Consider the following 16058-nt stretch of genomic DNA (forward strand, 5'->3'; position numbering starts at 1 on the left):
GCAACGAAGGCGAAAAATCGGGTTGGGTCAGGAGTCGGCGGGGTCGGAAGGTGGCGTGTCCGGCGAAGCCGGAGACTGCGCTGCCGGGGTTTGGGGCGCAGGGGCGGCCCGAGCCGCCCGTGCTTCCCTGCTCGCGCGCCGCCGGTCGGCGAAGAAAGTCTTCAGCGCAGCACCACACTCGTCCTCCAGCACGCCGCCGATCACCTCGGTGTGGTGATTGAGCTGCGGATTCGCAAACGCATCGACGACGCTGCCGCACGCGCCCGTCTTCGGGTCGCGCGCGCCGAACACCACACGGGCGATGCGCGCGTGCATGATCGCGCCGGCGCACATCAGGCACGGTTCGAGGGTGACATAGAGTTCGCAGCCCGGCAGCCGGTAGTTTTCGAGTGCCTGCGCCGCGGCACGCAGCGCGGCCATCTCGGCGTGCGCGGAAGGATCGTGGCCGCCGATCGGATGGTTGAACCCCGTCGCTATCACTTCGTCGCCGCGCACGAGCACCGCACCGACGGGGACCTCGCCCGCGGCCCGCGCTTCTTCGGCGGCCGCCTGGGCAAGCGCCATGAAGCGACGATCGCGTTCGGAAACAAGGGGGGAAGGCACAGCAACCGGCGACGTCGGAACATCGCGGCTCACATCGGAGGAAGTGGAAAGCAGGTTGTGTGCGGCGCTGTTAGTGGCCCCATCAGCGGTGGCCGGCGTCTCGCCCGGCGGCTGCGGAGTGCTCACGCCATGCCTGCTTCGCCGCTGCCGCCCGAATCGGCGGAAACCCGCTCCGACAGGCGTTCGGCAATACGCCGGCAGTATTCGCGCGGCAGCACCAGCGGACCGCCGCGCAGCGATTCGAGCGCCATATCGAGTGCGAGCATGCGGGCCTGCAGACTGCAACGGGCAGCTTTGTCGCCCGCGGCGTCGAGGTCGTCGCGCAGATCGCAGAGCGCGCGCAACTGCTCGACGGCGGGCGGCACGAAGCCCGCGTTCTTCAGGATGCGGTTCGCGATGCGGACCGCCTCCGGCACGAGCAGGTCGTCGTCGAGCGCGAGCGGCGCCCGGGCACGGGACAAATCGTCGAACTCGCCACGCGCGGCTGCGGCGGCAATGCGCTGTTCGACTAACGCATCAAGCAATTTCATCGGTCATCCACTACGTTGCGGCCCGCGCATTTTATCAGGGAGCCGCCCCGGCGGGCGCCGGCGGCACCGTGTGTGGCCTCTAGCGGGCCCGCCATTCCCGGGAAAGCGTGGCCCGGCGGGCGGTCCGGGTGATCTGGCACCTCGGCGAATAACAGCGTCGGCGCTGCAAACAGCCTGTAAACTGGCGCAATCGACCGGGCCTGCGGGTCTTCCAGGCCCTGTAAGCCATCAAACAACGGAGGGACTCCAATGAAACGGTTTTTCCGCCCAGCACTCGTGATTGCCGCCGTATCGGCCGCCCTCCTGCTCTCCGGATGCGGGGTTTTCTGCGGTGGCGCAGGTGGTAGCGGTGGCGGCTTTGCCGGCGGCTGCGGAACGGGCATGCGCTTCTGATCGATTGCTTCGGGGGGAGCACCGCCCTCAGCCTGTGCACCGCCCCCGGCCGCTAACGCACAGGAAGTTCGCCGCCGAGCGTCCATCGCCCCAGCACCTCGTGCCGCGACTGCCCAAGCAGGCTATGGACAAGAAAAAACTCGCGCACTGGCCAGCCGATCCTGTGCACGATTTGCCGCGCCACCGGCGGTGTGTCGTAAAGCAGCGTGACATGTGGCGTGAAACTCGCTGTACGTCTTTTCGCTTCGCTGAATCCGATCGCCGCCCCCAACGATTCGCGAAACGCACCGAGCGCCGCAATGCCGGGTGCACCAGGCGCGGCGCGCAACACCAGCGGCTTGTTGTCCGCCCGGCGCCCAAAATACTCCACACGATCCAACTCGACATCGAATGGGGCTGCGCCTGTGCCAACCTGCGCGGCAGCGAGATGCAACAGATCGACGATTTTTTGCGGCAACCCGAAGTGGTCGCCGAGCCAGAACAGCGTGATATGCAGCCGCTCGCGGGCGATCGGCTTGTTCGTCAGCCCCGATGCGATCCGCAGGCGCGCCACCAGCCGCTCGATATGGGCAGTAGCTTCATCGTCGGGACGGATCGCGAAGAAGAGCCGGTCTGTCGGCCCAGGCAGATTCTCGAATCCGTCCAGCAAAAGCTGTGTCGCCACGACGTCTCCTCGAGGTTGTCGTCACCCACGTATGTGCCCGGCGATGCGGCGAGCTCGACCCGGTCAGATCGACATGGCCCGCGCGAGTGCATTCATCTGCACGCCGTCGGGCGCGGCCAGATCGTCGAGCACCGAAAAATGCGTGCAATCGGGCACCGGCAGATAGACGACCTGCTCGCCCCGCTCGTTGCACGCGTGCGCATAGTCGCTCGAATGCCGCACGAGTTCCGGTAACTCGGCCGCGCCTACGCTCACCGTCATCGGTACGCCCTGGCCGATGTGGCGCAATGGGCTGTACGCAGCGATCTCTACCGCTGTCAGTTGCAACTTGTCGTTCAGCCAGGACAAGCCGATCGGTTCGAGATCGACTAGCGCACTGATCGGCATCGCGTAGCTGATGCCCGCATGCGCGCGATACAACGCGGCCAGTTGTCCGCCCGCCGAATGCCCGCTCAGGCACACGGGGCGCCCGCCAAAACCGGCAGTGCCGGTGTCTGCTGCAAGATGATCGAGCAGCCGGCCGATCTCGTCGACGATCTGCGTCATCGATGCAACCGGCGCCAGCGTGTATTCCACCAGCACGACGTTGAAGCCGCGACCGAGCGGCCCGCTCGCGACGAACGCGAAATCTTCCTTGGTGCAGTTCTGCCAGTAGCCGCCGTGAATGAAGATGAAGGTCGGCGCATCGGGCCGACCGCACGGCAGCCAGTCGAACCGTTGACGCGGCCGCGCACCGTAGCGAATGTCGCGTTGACCGGGCACCTCGCGATAGAGCGCTTCGCTTTGTTCCTGAAATCGCGCCAACGTGCCGGGGAAATCGGCGGCGGCCTTGACGTTGTTGTAGGCCGTATCGAGCGTGGCGCGGTCCATGCCGCGATAAAGCAAGGTCATCTCGTGCGCCTCCGTGCGCAGGTCATCCGGCAATGCAAACGTACGTCGTCATGCCGACTCATTGCGAGACGCGACCCGGCTGCCGAGCGCCGCAACGACCTGCTGCACAACCTCGTCCCAATCGCCGGGACGGCTCTGACGAAACAGATGCAGCGCCTGCGGATACCACGGCGAATCGCTGCGCGGCTGCATCCAGCGCCAGTCTGTCCAGTACTTCGACAGCAGCACCCAGCACGGTTTGCCGAGCGCACCGGCCAGATGGGCGACCGCGGTATCGACTGTGATGACCAGATCCAGTTGGGCAATCACGGCCGCCGTGTCCGCAAAGTCCGCGAGATCGGGCCCGACTGGAACGACCGGCTGATGCGCGGGCGCGCGCGCAGCTTCTTCCTCTGCCGCGCCCTTCTGCAGGCTCACGAAACGCACGCCCGGCACCGACCATAACGGCGCGAGCGTCGCAAGGCCCGGTAGCGACCGGGCGTCGTCGTTCTGATGCCCCGTGAAGCCACGCCAGACGAGGCCGACCTTGAAGCCCTCGGCGGGCAGGCGGTCGCGCCAGCGCTCGAGTCGTCCGGGCGGCACACGCAGATACGGCAAAGACGCGGGAATCGTGTCGAGCGTCGTACCGAGAAGCATCGGCAGACTCATGAAGAACGACCAGTAGTCGTACGTGCGCGCCGGCTTGAGCGACGTCGTAACTTCGTCGACTCCATCGACCGTCGCGAGCAACGCCGCGAGCGGTTCCGGGCAAATCAATGCGAGATGCTTGACACCTTGTGCCTTCAGCAGCGGCACATAGCGCACGAACTGAAGGTAGTCGCCGTAACCCTGCTCCGGCCAGATCACGAGCGACTTGCCGGTCAGCGCTTGCCCCTGCCACCGCGGGTAGTCGAGCTGCGGGACATCGGTACGCGTATTTCTGCCTGCATGGTAGCGAAACTCACCGTGCGGCCAGCCCTCTTCGTAGCGCCCCTGACCGAGCAACAGTATCGAGAGGTTCCAGTGGGCATCGGCGAAATCCGGCCTGCGCTCGAGCGCTTCGTGGTACATCGCCTCGGCTTGTGCCGGACGCTCGAGCAGTCTGAGCGCCGTGCCGAGATCGTTGCGCGCGTCGACATGCGCGGGATCGATTGCGAGTGTCTGGCGCAAGGCGAGTTCGGCTTCCTCGATGCGATCGGTGCGCAACATCAGCAGGCCGAGGTTGTAGTGTGCGTGCACATAGTGCGGATCGATTTCGAGCACCCGGCGATACACCGCATACGCATCGGAAAACCGTTTGTCGCGCACGTAGATCGTGCCGAGATTGTTCAGTGCACCGGTTGCATGGGGATCGATTTCGACTGCGTGCAGAAACGCCGCTTCCGCTTCGTCGAAGCGCTGACGCTCCATCAGCACGTTACCGAGGTTGTAGTGACCCGGCACGTGGCGCGGCCCAAGTTCTACTGCGCGGCGGCACATTGCTTCGGCTTCTGCGAGACGGCCTTGCTTGGCGAGCAGATTGCCGAGGTTCGCGAGATACACGGGGTCTTCGCTCTGCGCGATTGCCTGACGCATCAGCGCCTCGCCACTGGCCGGATCGCCCGCGTCGGCGCGTAGCAGGCCGAGTAGATGCAGCGCGTCGGCATGCTGCGGCTCTTGGGCGAGCACCTGAAGATAGCCGTCGGTAGCTTCCTGGAAACGGCCGGCCTGATGCGCGGCGTATGCAGACAGGAAAAGAGACATGAATGGAGTAAGCGGCTTCGATCAGGGGAGTCGTGAAACGGTGCAGCCATTTATCCGCGTCGATATTCGCGGATGCGTGAAGTCTAGCAGTAGATGTGCGATGTGTTGCTCAACGCCGCATGCAGTCACAAAACTTCAAAATCGGGGACTAGCGGTGCAATTTTCTAAAAGCGGCGCAACAAGCACACGGCAAGGCTAATCAATCCGCGTCAGGCGTGGCTTTCTGTTGCGCCTGACGCTGCAGGCGGGACAACTGCGCCAGCGCATCCGCTGCAGATTCGACGGGCACAAAAATATGGTCGTGAAAAGCCGCTGCGACCACGTTGCAACTGATACCCGCGTCACCGAGTGCTTGCGCGAACGCCGCGGTCAAGCCCACCGCGTGCAGGTCGGAATGCACGGTGAGCGTAATCCACGCGGCACGAAACAGTACCGGTAGTCCCGCTCGTTGCGCCGTTGCTTCGTCGACGATCAGTGTCAGTCCCTCTTGCTCGCGAAATGTCGCGAGCGGAGTCAGTGTTTTGATATCGGCATCGAGTGGAACGGACGAATACACGTAGACGCCCTCGTTTAACTCAGGGCGTATCGATGCGAGCAGCTTGTCGAGATCGGTGATGGGTTGGCTCAAAGGTTTCTCTGTGCAGGTTGAATCACGCTACGCGCACGGGCGCTCTCACGGGCGCTCTGTTTGTCAGCCCGGGAGATACGGCGCAATGTTCGCCAGCGCGCGCTCCACGTAGACCTCTTTCTCCCCGACCGGCGCGACATAATGGATCGCGCTGCGCGCCGCGTCGACACCTTCCAGTCGCGCGATGAACCAGGCGGCCAGATACTGCGACGACAGGCACCCGCCCGCGGTCGCCACATTTCCCTTCGCGACGAACGGCTGATTGAGCACGGCCACGCCCGCTTCCTCGACCCACGGCCGGGTGGTCAGGTCCGTGCACGCTGGAACGTCACCCAGCAAGCCCAGCTTCGCGAACATGAGCGTGCCCGAGCACTGCGCACCGAGCAACTGGCGCGTCGGATCGAACTTCAATTGCGACATCAACGCGGTGTCGGCGACGATTTCGCGGGTTCGTACGCCGCTGCCGGCGAGTACTGCGTCGGCGTCGCATGCTTCCTCTAGCGACGCTTGCGCCTCGACCACCACGCCGTTCATCGAACGTACTTTGGCCGATGGACTGGCGATCGACACGCGCCACCCCGGCTTCTTGACGCGGTTCAGGATGTTCAGCGCGATCAGCGAGTCGAGTTCGTTGAAACCTTCGAAGGTCAGGATGGCGATATGCATGAGGATCTCGTGCTAAGCGTGCCGTTGTGTTGCGTCATCGTAAAGCCGACCGCCGATACATTCAAACAATTGCGATTACTTCCACTCCCGCCGCAGAAGCCCATAGACCCACGAATCCGATACCTCGCCATTCACGATGCACGCTTCGCGCAACGTGCCTTCGCGGACAAATCCGAGCTTCTCCAGCACGCGGCCCGATGCCGTGTTGCGCGTGTCCGCCTCGGACTGAACACGGTTCAGGTCCAGCGTATCGAAGGCCCACTGCAACACCGCGCCGGCCGCTTCGGTGGCAAAGCCCTGGCCCCATGCCGAATCATCGAGGCAGTAACCCATCTTCGCGCTGCGATAGTCCGGATTCCAGCGGAACAGACCACACCAGCCGATGAACACGCCGTCGGCGGCACGCTCGATGGCGAGCCGCGCGCCGGTGCCTTCCTGCTCGAACTGCCGGCAAACCTCGATGAAGCGCTCTGCCTGCTCGCGTGTTTTCCAGGGCGGCGCGTCCCAGTAGCGCAGCACGTACGGGCTGCTATGCAGCGCAAAGATCGCATCCGTATCGGCTTGCGTGAAAGGACGCAATAGCAGACGGGCGGTGTGCAGTGTCGGGGTGGGTAAGGACATACCGGTAACCATTAACTGTTGCGAAGACCGTTGATTATCAGACCCAGTCCAAATTCAAAGGCCACGTCGGGATCGATGGGACTTATCGCTGAGCCGGGCTGTGCTGCCGCGGTGTTCCTGTCCGTATCGGATGACGCACCGCCCGTGTCACGCGCCTGCTCTTCCAGCACGCAACCGAGCGTGAACTGACCCGCCGCCAGCAACGCCATCTGGGCGTCCGGTTCGCTGAAACCTGCACGCACAAGGTAGGCCACTTTCGGCACTATCCGCGCCAGCTCGTCCTGGTTCGGCGTGGTCCCCGCATGCAGCAGTGCGCCGTCACGATAAGTCAGAAGCGCACTGCGGAAGCTGCGCGCGTTATCGGCAAACCAGGCCGGCCAGTCTGCGCTGTCCTCGGGCACGTCGAGCGTGTGGTGCCGCGTCAGCACCAAAGAGGCCATCTCGGCAAGAAGCGCCGACTTGTCGCGGAAATGCCAGTAGAGCGTTGCCGACTCCACACCGAGTTTCTCGGCAAGACGCCTTGTCGACAGGCCGTCCAGCCCAACTACGTCGAGGAGTTCCAGCGCCGCACTCACCACTTCGTCACGTCGAATTTTTGCCACGCTTGATTTTCTCTATCATTGATAGATATACTTATCGCCGATAGACTTTAGCACGAGGGAGTCAACCATGCCTGTTTCCCCTATCCGCACATCGGTGCTCATCGTCGGTGGTGGGCTGGTCGGGCTGTCCGCCGGCCTGTTCCTGCAGCGTCTGGGTGTTCCCTTCATCCTCGTCGAGAAAAACGAGGGGGTTTCGCCACTACCGCGTGCCCGTGGCATCCACTTGCGCACGATGGAGCTGTTTCGTCAGGTCGGCGTTGAGGACGCGGTCAAGGCAGCAGCGGCTGCGGCCTGGAAGCAAGGGGCGTTCGGTGGCGCGCGACGCGGGGAAACGCTGATCAACGCGGAATCGATCGTCGACGTCGCAACGATGCGCTCGAAGATAGCGGCGGCCGGTGCCTCGCCGTCGAGCTTCGGTGCGTGCCCGCAGACGCTGATCGAGCCAATAGTGCGCCAGCACCTGGAAACGCGCGGCGGCAATGTGCGCTTCGGTCATGAACTCGTGTCGTTCGCCGAGTCCGGGTCCGGCGACGTCGTGGTCGCCACCGTACGTGCCAAAGATGGGCTGGAGACGACCATCGAGGCCAATTGGCTGCTCGCTGCCGACGGAGGGCGCAGCTTCGTGCGCAGACAGCTGGGTATCGGCATGAGCGAGACGCCCGCCCCCCAGCATCTGGTCAATATCTTCTTTCGCGCCGATCTGGCTCAGGCCGTGGAGGGCCGCACTTTCAGCCAGTGCGAAATCGCGAACGAGAAGGTGCGCGGCCTGTTCCTCGCGATGAACAACACGGACAAGTGGTCGTTCCACCTCGAATACGATCCGGCGCAAGGGCCGCCGGCTGACAGCGCGTTGCCCGATCTGGTTCGGGCCGCGATCGGCCTCGCCGATGTCGATATCGAGATCCTGAGCCATGGCAGGTGGAGTACTGGGGTGTCGATTGCGGAGCGCTATCGGGTGGGTCGCGCTTTCCTGTGCGGCGACGCTGCGCACCTGATGCCGCCGTGGGGCGGCTTCAACGCCACGACCGGCATTGCGGATGCCCACAATCTCGCGTGGAAAATCGCTGCCACGCTGCGCAGTGAGGCGGGACCGGCGCTGCTCGACAGTTATGAGAGCGAGCGGCGGCCGCTGGCTGTGCGCAATGGCCATCAGGCGTTGTTGCGCTCGGATTTCGATGCGCGCTTTGGCATGGAAACCCCCGCCAACCGGGGGTTTTTTGCGGATCTGCTCGATTCCGGCGCCTTGTTGCTGCGGCATCGCTATCTCGATGCAAATATGTCGTCTGCCGGCGATACATCGGAGTTGGTCGCTCATCTGCAGGCGCAGACGGGGACGCGCTTCCCGCACGCCTGGATTCGACATAACGATCAACGGATCTCGACGCTGGATCTGTTCGGCGACAGCTATGTGTTGCTGGCTGGCCCAAAGGCGTCGGTGCAAGCGTCGAGTCGCCCTTCCCTGGACTCACGCACACCTGTCACCTATGTCGTTGGCAAGGATTTCGCATTCGTCGATGACGAGGACAGCTGGTACACGTTGACGTGTCTGCCCGACGACGGCGTGGTGACTGTGCGGCCAGATGGATTTGTGCAGGAGCGCTCGGACGATGCGCTCGATCAGGGTATAAGGCGTTTCCGGAAGAACACGACTCGCTCGGTTTCTTCAAAGCCGAGTGCTCGATGCAATGCTTGAGCATGGGCATTGCCGACCTGTGTATCGGACGCGAATTCCATGCAGCCATGGTCAGATCCCCATTGACCGATAGCGGCACACAACGCACTCGCAATTCCTGCCCGGCGCATCTCCTGGACGACGTAAATACCTTCGAGAAACAGCACGGGTGATGTCTTGCAGCCGTTGACGTAGTCGCGACGCACCGCGGCTTCGGCAAAGCCAATTGGTGCGTTATCGTCAGATAACACGATGAACGCCACATAGCGATGTGGGTCGGTGAGCAGTTCCTGAGCTTCGAGAAGGTGATCGTCGTCGCTGACGTGTTGCCAGAGCAGGCGTCGCAACGAACACCATGCCGAAATGTCACTGGGCAGAACCGCTCGAACCGTAAAAGAAACGTGAGGCACGCTCAAACAGGTACTCCGTCAGGTTATCTACCCAGCGACGAGCCGCAACAACCCGCGCTCCCACTCATTGCCCCGCTCCACGCGCATTCGCATACGTATCGCCCACCATCAGATGCACGATCTCATCACCATTAGTCGCGGCCACGAGCCGCTCACCCGCAACCTCTCCACGCCGCAACACAACGATCCGGTCGGCAATGGCAAAGATATCGTGCAGGTTATGCGAGATCAAAATCACGGATACGCCCCGCGCTTTTAACGCGGCAATCAACTCCATCACCTTGCGCTGTTCGGGTACACCGAGCGCCGCCGTCGGCTCGTCCATGATCAGCACGCGCGCATTCCAGTAGATGGCACGACCGATTGCAATAGCCTGCCTCTGACCACCGGAGAGCATCTTCACCGGCCCTCTAAGCTTGCGCTCGGGAATCACGATATCGAGCCGCTCGAGCACTTCACGCGCGACCTCGGTCATGCGCAACCGGTCGATCACCTCAAGCCCGAACTGACGACGCGTCGGCTCGCGTCCGAGGAAGATATTGCTACCTACATCGAGGTTGTCGGCAAGCGCGAGATCCTGGTAGATCGTCTCGATCCCCTGCGCACGAGCATCCTGCGGATCACGCAGTTGCAAAGCCGCACCGTCGAACAACAACTGCCCCGCATCGGCATGATAGACACCGGAGATGATCTTGATCAGCGTCGACTTGCCCGCGCCGTTATCGCCGGCCAACGCCAGCACCTCACCGGCCATCAGTTGCAACGACACGTGCCGCAGCGCCTCCACACCGCCAAAGCGGATCGAGATGTCGCGTGCTTCGAGAATCGGCGTGCTCATTGCGCGCCTCCGAGCCGGTCCTTGTACTGATCGATCAGTACCGACATGATGATCACGATGCCGACCACGATAAATTGCCAGAACGCGTTGACGTCGATGAACACGAGCCCGAACTCGATCACCGCGATAATCAGCGCGCCGATCAATGTGCCGATAACGTTACCGGTCCCGCCAAACAGACTCGCCCCGCCGATCACGACCGCCGCGATCGAATCGAGCAGCATCGGCTCACCGGCATTGGCGGCGCCCGCGGCAAAACGCGCCGTATAGACGATGCCGCCAATCGCGGCAAACGCCGCAGCGATCAGATAGATCACGAGCAGATGGCGCCTGACATTGATGCCGGCCCGAATCGCCGACTGCGGATTGCCGCCGATCGCATACGTGTACTGGCCAAAGCGCGTCTTCGACAGCACCCAGTGCATGACGAGCAGCAACACAACGGTCAGCACGACCGGCGTCCAGCCATGACCGAGCCAGACCAGACCGGCATTGTCCACGGCCACGGTCATGCCGCTCCCCGCGGCCAGAAATCCCGCGCCGCGCGCAACCCCATACATACCGAGCGTGCCGATGAAAGCAGGTACGCCGAGCCGCGCGATCAGTACGCCGTTCACGAGCCCGGGAATCGCGCACACGGCGACAGTCAGCGGAACGGAAAACAGCATGACCCACGGCGAACCGCCGCCCAGTAGCGTAAATTGCGCGACGCACACGGCGGCGAGTCCCATCACGAATCCCACCGACAGATCGATGCCCGCCGTGATAATCACAAACGTCTGGCCGATCGCGAGCAACAGCGGCGCACTGGCCGCGAGTCCGATCGATTGCAGGTTGTAGGCGTTGAAGATGAACGAGCGATGATCGGATATCTGCGCCCAGGCTTCAAAGAACACCAGTAGCGCCCCCAGGAAAAGCCAGGGCCACACCTTGCTGATCAGGGCGAGTCTATCGAGCCGTGAGTTATCCATCGAGTCTTCCAGGAAACCGGCAGTAACGCCCGCGTACGCGCAGCGGCGCACGCGGGGCAGATTCTCGTTCGACAGCGCCTGACTAGTTCGAATAGATGTATTGCTTCATGTCCGGCTGGTCGATGTTCGTCTTGTCGAGCACCACGAAGCCCGTGCTCTTGAACGGCGGAATCTTCTTGCCGTGAATCAGGTCTGCCGCGTACTTCACGCCGTAGTAGCCGATCTCATCCGGGCGTTGTGCGATCGCGATGTCCACGAGACCGCTTTTGATCTGCTGATCGACGCCCGGCACGGCATCGAACACGACGACCTTCACGACACCCTGCTTGCCGGCGGCCTTGACACCTTGAGCCGCACCGCTGCCGGAGAAAGTATTGGCGCCGAACACGCCGGCCAGATCCGGGTTGCGCGCCAGCACCGCAGCCACATGCGACGCGGCGCGATTCGCGTCGTCCTCGTTATATTGCGTTTGCAGCACCTTGATGTTCGGGTGCTTCTTCATCTCTTCGAGGAAACCTTCGGCACGCGCATCGGTACTCGAGATGCCGGGCTTGTTGTTTTCGCAGTAGACCGTCCCCTTGTCGCCGATGGCCTTCGCAAGCGATCGCGCGGCCACGCGTCCACCTTCCAGGTTATCGGAGGCGATATAAGACAGCGGGAAATCCGCGTCGCCCTTGCCGGTTTGATAGTGACCGTCGCCGATATACGTGTCGACCGTGATGACCTTGATGCCTGCGTCGGCGGCTTCTTTCAGCGGTCCGATCAGTTGCTGCTTGTCGACGGGCGAGACCAGCAGGACGTCGGGGCGTTTGGCGATGAAGGCCTTGAGGATCGGCACCTGCTCGATGGTATTCCACGCCTTGGGCACCTGGAACAGCAACTGGACATGCTCTTCGTTCGCGGCCCGCTCGGCGCCGCGATGCATCGTGAAGTAGAAAGGATCGGTAACGCCCGGCAACAACGCGACCACGGGATTCGCCGCATCCGCGTGCGCCGGTCCCGTGAACGAGCAGGTAACGATCGCCGCCAGCGCGACCAGATAGTGGGAAACGATGCGCTTCATTCTTGTCCTCCTGTTGAGTCCGACGAACGGTGCATAACCTCACTTCTTCCGACTTGCTTCGATCTCCGCGAAGCAACTGCGTCCGGCAAGTGGGCCAGTATACTGGCGAGCGTCAACAGCGAGCCTGGTGTTTTCCTGCATCGTTTCCCTGCCTTTGCGCGGCAAGACCTGGCTCGTGCGGTCTTGCCGTTCGCCGCCGCTCAGAACTGTTCGATAGACAGCTCCGAGCCACTCGATGCGCCGCTACGTATCGTTTCCAGCAACGCGTTCGCTCCCGGCAGAATCTTGTCGGCGTAGTAGCGCGCGGTGGCAAGTTTGGTGCGATGGAAATCGGGGTCTTCGTTAGCCGCGCTTTTTCTCGACGCCACCAGCGCCGCGCGCCCCATCTGCCATCCACCGCATACGTAGCCTGCGAGCATCAGATAGTCGACGGAACTGGCAAGCGCTGCATCGGGTTGCGTCGTCAATGTCTGCACGACCCATGCGGTGGCTTCCTCCAGCGCCTGGACGCTCGTCGTCAACGCTGCGCCGATGGACACCACCTGCGTATCGGTGCTGCGCACCTGCTCCGCCGCGGTCTCGCGCATCTCCGCAATCAGTTCGGCCATCCCGGCGCCTCGATCCGACGCGATCTTGCGGCCGATCAGGTCCGCAGCCTGGATGCCGGTCGTGCCTTCGTAGATCGGTGCGATGCGCGCGTCGCGCAGAAACTGGCATGCACCCGTCTCTTCGATATAGCCCATTCCGCCGTGCACCTGTACGCCCATCGATGCGATCTCGACGCCCAGTTCCGTGCACCATGCCTTCAACACGGGGATCAGAAGATCGACACGTACCTGGCGACGTGCGCGCTCCGCAGCATCGGGGTCGCGATGCGTGCGGTCCATATCCGCGGCCATCACGTAGGCGAAAGCACGCATCGCTTCGACCTGCGACTTCATCGTCAGCAACATGCGCCGTACATCCGGGTGATGAATGATCGCCACAACGCCGCCTGACCTGCTCGATGCGAGCCGCCCCTGCACGCGCTCCTTCGCATATTCGCGAGCCTGCTGATAAGCGCGCTCCGCAATCGCCAGCCCCTGAATACCGACCTTCTGGCGCGCCTCGTTCATCATCGTGAACATGTGCGCGAGACCTTTGTTCTCCTGCCCCACCAGATAACCGATCGCGCCACCCTGGTCGCCGAAGCTCATCACGCAGGTCGGACTCGCGTGAATGCCGAGCTTGTGTTCGAGCGACACGCAGTGCACGTCGTTGCGTTGCCCCGGCGAGCCATCTGCATTCAGCAGAAACTTCGGCACCACGAACAGCGATATGCCGCGCACGCCCTCGGGCGCATCCGGCGTGCGTGCGAGCACGAGGTGAATGACGTTGTCCGTCATATCGTGATCGCCCCACGTGATGAAGATCTTCTGGCCATACAGGCGATAGTGGTCGTCTTCGGGCACGGCCTTCGTGCGCACAGCGGCGAGATCGGAGCCCGCCTGCGGCTCGGTCAGGTTCATCGTGCCGGTCCATGCGCCGCTCACGAGCTTCGGCAGATAGCGTCCTTTCAGTTCGGCTGAGCCGTGTTGACGCAACGCTTCGGTGGCGCCCGCCGTCAACAGAGGACACAGTGCGAACGCCATGTTCGACGAATTCCACATCTCGACGGTCGCCGCTTGCAATAACTCGGGCAAGCCTTGCCCGCCGAATTCCGGATCGCCCGAAAGGCCGCTCCAGCCGCCTTCCACAAACTGCCCATAGGCTTTCGCAAAGCCGTCGGCTGCAACGACGCCCTCTTTCGACAGGCGCGCTCCCTGCTCGTCGCCGGTCTTGTTGAGCGGCGCGAGTACTTCTGTTGCGAGTCTGGCCGCCTCATCGAGTACAGCGTCGGCGAGTTCGGGCGTTGCCTCTTCGAAGCCCGGCAGCGCGGTTAACCCGTCGAGCCCGGCCAGTTCCGTCATCACGAAGCGCATGTCGCGCAGCGGGGCGATATAGGTGCTCATCATGACCTCCAGCGTCAGTTCGCTTGCAGTTTGTCCAGTTCGCCGGACAACTCCGGCAACACCTTGAAGAGATCGCCGACGATCCAGTAATCGGCAACCTGAAAGATCGGCGCCTCTTCGTCCTTGTTGATCGCGACGATCACCTTCGAATCCTTCATGCCGGCCAGATGCTGGATCGCACCCGAGATGCCGACCGCGATATACAGTTGCGGCGCGATGACCTTGCCGGTCTGACCGACCTGATAGTCGTTCGGCACGAAGCCGGCATCCACGGCAGCGCGCGATGCACCAACCGCCGCACCCAGTTTGTTCGCGATGTCTTCGAGCAAGGCGAAGTTTTCGCCGGAGCCCATGCCCCGGCCACCCGAGATCACGCGCTGCGCCGCTGTCAGTTCCGGGCGTTCGGAGCGTGTCAGCTGCTGGCTCACGAAACGCGAGCCCGGGACTTCAGCGGCCGCTGCGAGCGGTTCGATTGCTGCCGTGCCGCCTTCGGCAGGAGCTGCTGCAAACGCCGTCGTGCGAACCGTGATGATCTTGATGCGGTCCGCGCTGCGCACGGTCGCGAGTACATTACCCGCGTAGATCGGGCGCACGAACGTATCGGCGGATTCGACGGCGACGACATCGGAGATCTGCGCGACGTCGAGCCGTGCGGCGACGCGCGGCAGCGCGTTCTTCGCGGTGGTCGTGGCGGGTGCCAGCACGTGGCTGTAGTCGGCGGCGACTGCTTCGATCAACGCGGCCAGGTTTTCCGCGAGCGGATACGCATAGTGCGGCGCATCGGCAACCCGCACGCACTTCACACCGACGATGCTTGCGGCCTGTTCGGCCACAGCCGCGCATTGCGCTCCAGCGACAAGAACATGAATGTCGTCGCCAAGACGCGCAGCCGCGCTTACGGTGTTCAACGTCGCCGCCTTCAGCGTGTGATTGTCGTGTTCTGCAATAACGAGTATGGACATGCTTTCCTCTTCCGGTCAGATGACGTGAGCGACATTCCTCAGCCTGGCGACGAGATCGGCGGCGTCGGTCACGCGCACCCCTGCCTCGCGTTTCGCCGGCTCGGCGAGCTTCAGCGTCGATAGCCGCGGCGCAACGTCGGCGCCGAGCGCATCGGGTGTTATCACGTCGAGTGGCTTCTTTTTCGCCTTCATGATGTTGGGCAGCGTTGCGTAGCGCGGTGTGTTGAGACGCAGATCGGTGGTCACGACAGCCGGCAGATCGATCTCGATCGTTTCGAGCCCGCCGTCGATCTCGCGCGTCACCGTCGCTTTTCCCGCTTCCACGACGACCTTCGATGCGAATGTCGCCTGCGGCCAGCCCAGCAATGCCGCGAGCATCTGGCCGACCTGGTTTGCGTCGTCGTCGATGGCCTGCTTGCCTAGCATCACGAGTTGCGGTTGCTCCTTCTCCACGAGCGCCTTGAGCAGCTTCGCCACGGCCAGTGGCTGCAACTCCATGTCGGTCTCGACGAGAATGGCGCGGTCGGCGCCCGTTGCGAGCGCCGTGCGCAGCGTTTCCTGGCAGCCCTGCACGCCGCAGGACACCACCACCACCTCCGATGCCGCGGCCGCCTCCTTCAACCGTACGGCCTCCTCCACGCTGATTTCATCGAAGGGATTCATCGACAGCTTCACGTTCGCGATGTCGACGGCGCTGCCGTCGGCTTTCACGCGGACTCTCACATTCGCGTCGACGACGCGTTTCACAGGAACCAGTACTTTCATTGGCGACTCCGTTTAGATGGAAAACTGCGCGACGGCGGCAACGCTTGGTGCACCGCAATACGATTC

General features: G+C 63.0%; 18 protein-coding genes. 2 read left to right on the plus strand and 16 right to left on the minus strand.

Going from position 1 to position 16058, the window contains the following annotated elements:
* Nucleotides 1-27: 27 nt before the first annotated feature.
* Nucleotides 28-636 carry a tRNA adenosine(34) deaminase TadA gene (gene tadA / locus FNZ07_RS24385; protein WP_091014749.1) on the minus strand — a complete coding sequence of 203 codons (609 nt, stop codon included), beginning with the start codon at nt 634-636 and terminating at the stop codon, nt 28-30.
* A gap of 89 nt (nt 637-725) precedes the next feature.
* Nucleotides 726-1133, minus strand: coding sequence for a DnaJ family domain-containing protein (locus FNZ07_RS24390; RefSeq protein WP_091013646.1), 408 nt, complete (start codon nt 1131-1133; stop codon nt 726-728).
* Between the two features lie 249 nt (nt 1134-1382).
* Here FNZ07_RS24390 and FNZ07_RS33750 point away from each other — a divergent pair, with 249 nt between their 5' ends.
* Nucleotides 1383-1526, plus strand: coding sequence for a hypothetical protein (locus tag FNZ07_RS33750; RefSeq protein WP_170275832.1), 144 nt, complete (start codon nt 1383-1385; stop codon nt 1524-1526).
* Between the two features lie 52 nt (nt 1527-1578).
* Here FNZ07_RS33750 and FNZ07_RS24395 read toward each other — a convergent pair whose 3' ends face one another.
* The 7 genes from FNZ07_RS24395 to FNZ07_RS24425 form a co-directional block, all read right to left on the minus strand.
* Entirely contained in the window at nt 1579-2190 is a 612-nt protein-coding gene (locus FNZ07_RS24395) for a 2'-5' RNA ligase family protein (RefSeq protein ID WP_091013648.1), read from the minus strand.
* Nucleotides 2191-2253: 63 nt separating this feature from the next.
* On the minus strand, nt 2254-3081 hold the full coding sequence (locus tag FNZ07_RS24400; RefSeq protein WP_091013650.1) for an alpha/beta hydrolase: 828 nt from the start codon (nt 3079-3081) through the stop codon (nt 2254-2256).
* A 48-nt stretch (nt 3082-3129) separates the two neighbouring features.
* Nucleotides 3130-4803, minus strand: coding sequence for a tetratricopeptide repeat protein (locus FNZ07_RS24405; protein ID WP_091013653.1), 1674 nt, complete (start codon nt 4801-4803; stop codon nt 3130-3132).
* 199 nt (nt 4804-5002) lie between these two features.
* Nucleotides 5003-5431, minus strand: coding sequence for an ACT domain-containing protein (locus tag FNZ07_RS24410; RefSeq protein ID WP_091013655.1), 429 nt, complete (start codon nt 5429-5431; stop codon nt 5003-5005).
* 63 nt (nt 5432-5494) lie between these two features.
* Nucleotides 5495-6097 (minus strand): DJ-1/PfpI family protein, encoded by a 603-nt coding sequence (locus FNZ07_RS24415; protein WP_091013658.1) that lies wholly within the window; start codon nt 6095-6097, stop codon nt 5495-5497.
* Between the two features lie 75 nt (nt 6098-6172).
* Complete coding sequence (locus tag FNZ07_RS24420; protein ID WP_091014751.1) at nt 6173-6718, minus strand: GNAT family N-acetyltransferase; 546 nt, start codon at nt 6716-6718, stop codon at nt 6173-6175.
* Between the two features lie 11 nt (nt 6719-6729).
* On the minus strand, nt 6730-7320 hold the full coding sequence (locus FNZ07_RS24425) for a TetR/AcrR family transcriptional regulator C-terminal domain-containing protein (RefSeq protein WP_091013660.1): 591 nt from the start codon (nt 7318-7320) through the stop codon (nt 6730-6732).
* Nucleotides 7321-7387: 67 nt separating this feature from the next.
* On the opposite strand from FNZ07_RS24425, the gene FNZ07_RS24430 reads away from it, so the two are divergent.
* Nucleotides 7388-9013 (plus strand): FAD-dependent monooxygenase, encoded by a 1626-nt coding sequence (locus FNZ07_RS24430; RefSeq protein ID WP_091013663.1) that lies wholly within the window; start codon nt 7388-7390, stop codon nt 9011-9013.
* On the opposite strand, the gene aac(6') is transcribed toward FNZ07_RS24430, so the two are convergent.
* The 7 genes from aac(6') to FNZ07_RS24465 form a co-directional block, all read right to left on the minus strand.
* Nucleotides 8938-9369, minus strand: a complete 432-nt coding sequence (gene aac(6') / locus FNZ07_RS24435; RefSeq protein ID WP_170275883.1) for an aminoglycoside 6'-N-acetyltransferase — start codon at nt 9367-9369, stop codon at nt 8938-8940. The two genes, FNZ07_RS24430 and aac(6'), sit on opposite strands and share 76 nt — an antisense overlap.
* Before the next feature lie 97 nt (nt 9370-9466).
* Nucleotides 9467-10240: an ATP-binding cassette domain-containing protein gene (locus FNZ07_RS24440; protein WP_091013669.1), complete on the minus strand. Its 774-nt coding sequence runs from the start codon at nt 10238-10240 to the stop codon at nt 9467-9469.
* Nucleotides 10237-11211: an ABC transporter permease subunit gene (locus FNZ07_RS24445; protein ID WP_091013674.1), complete on the minus strand. Its 975-nt coding sequence runs from the start codon at nt 11209-11211 to the stop codon at nt 10237-10239. Before FNZ07_RS24445 ends, FNZ07_RS24440 begins: the two co-directional genes overlap by 4 nt.
* Nucleotides 11212-11293: 82 nt before the next feature.
* Nucleotides 11294-12274 (minus strand): ABC transporter substrate-binding protein, encoded by a 981-nt coding sequence (locus FNZ07_RS24450; protein ID WP_091013679.1) that lies wholly within the window; start codon nt 12272-12274, stop codon nt 11294-11296.
* Between the two features lie 200 nt (nt 12275-12474).
* Complete coding sequence (locus FNZ07_RS24455; protein WP_091013684.1) at nt 12475-14265, minus strand: acyl-CoA dehydrogenase C-terminal domain-containing protein; 1791 nt, start codon at nt 14263-14265, stop codon at nt 12475-12477.
* 14 nt (nt 14266-14279) lie between these two features.
* The gene (locus FNZ07_RS24460; protein WP_091013687.1) at nt 14280-15227 is read right to left on the minus strand and encodes an electron transfer flavoprotein subunit alpha/FixB family protein; all 948 of its coding nucleotides are present in this window, start codon (nt 15225-15227) and stop codon (nt 14280-14282) included.
* A gap of 15 nt (nt 15228-15242) precedes the next feature.
* Nucleotides 15243-15992: an electron transfer flavoprotein subunit beta/FixA family protein gene (locus tag FNZ07_RS24465; RefSeq protein WP_091013691.1), complete on the minus strand. Its 750-nt coding sequence runs from the start codon at nt 15990-15992 to the stop codon at nt 15243-15245.
* Nucleotides 15993-16058: the final 66 nt, after the last annotated feature.

It is taken from the genome of Paraburkholderia megapolitana, from assembly GCF_007556815.1.
GTDB lineage: Bacteria > Pseudomonadota > Gammaproteobacteria > Burkholderiales > Burkholderiaceae > Paraburkholderia > Paraburkholderia megapolitana.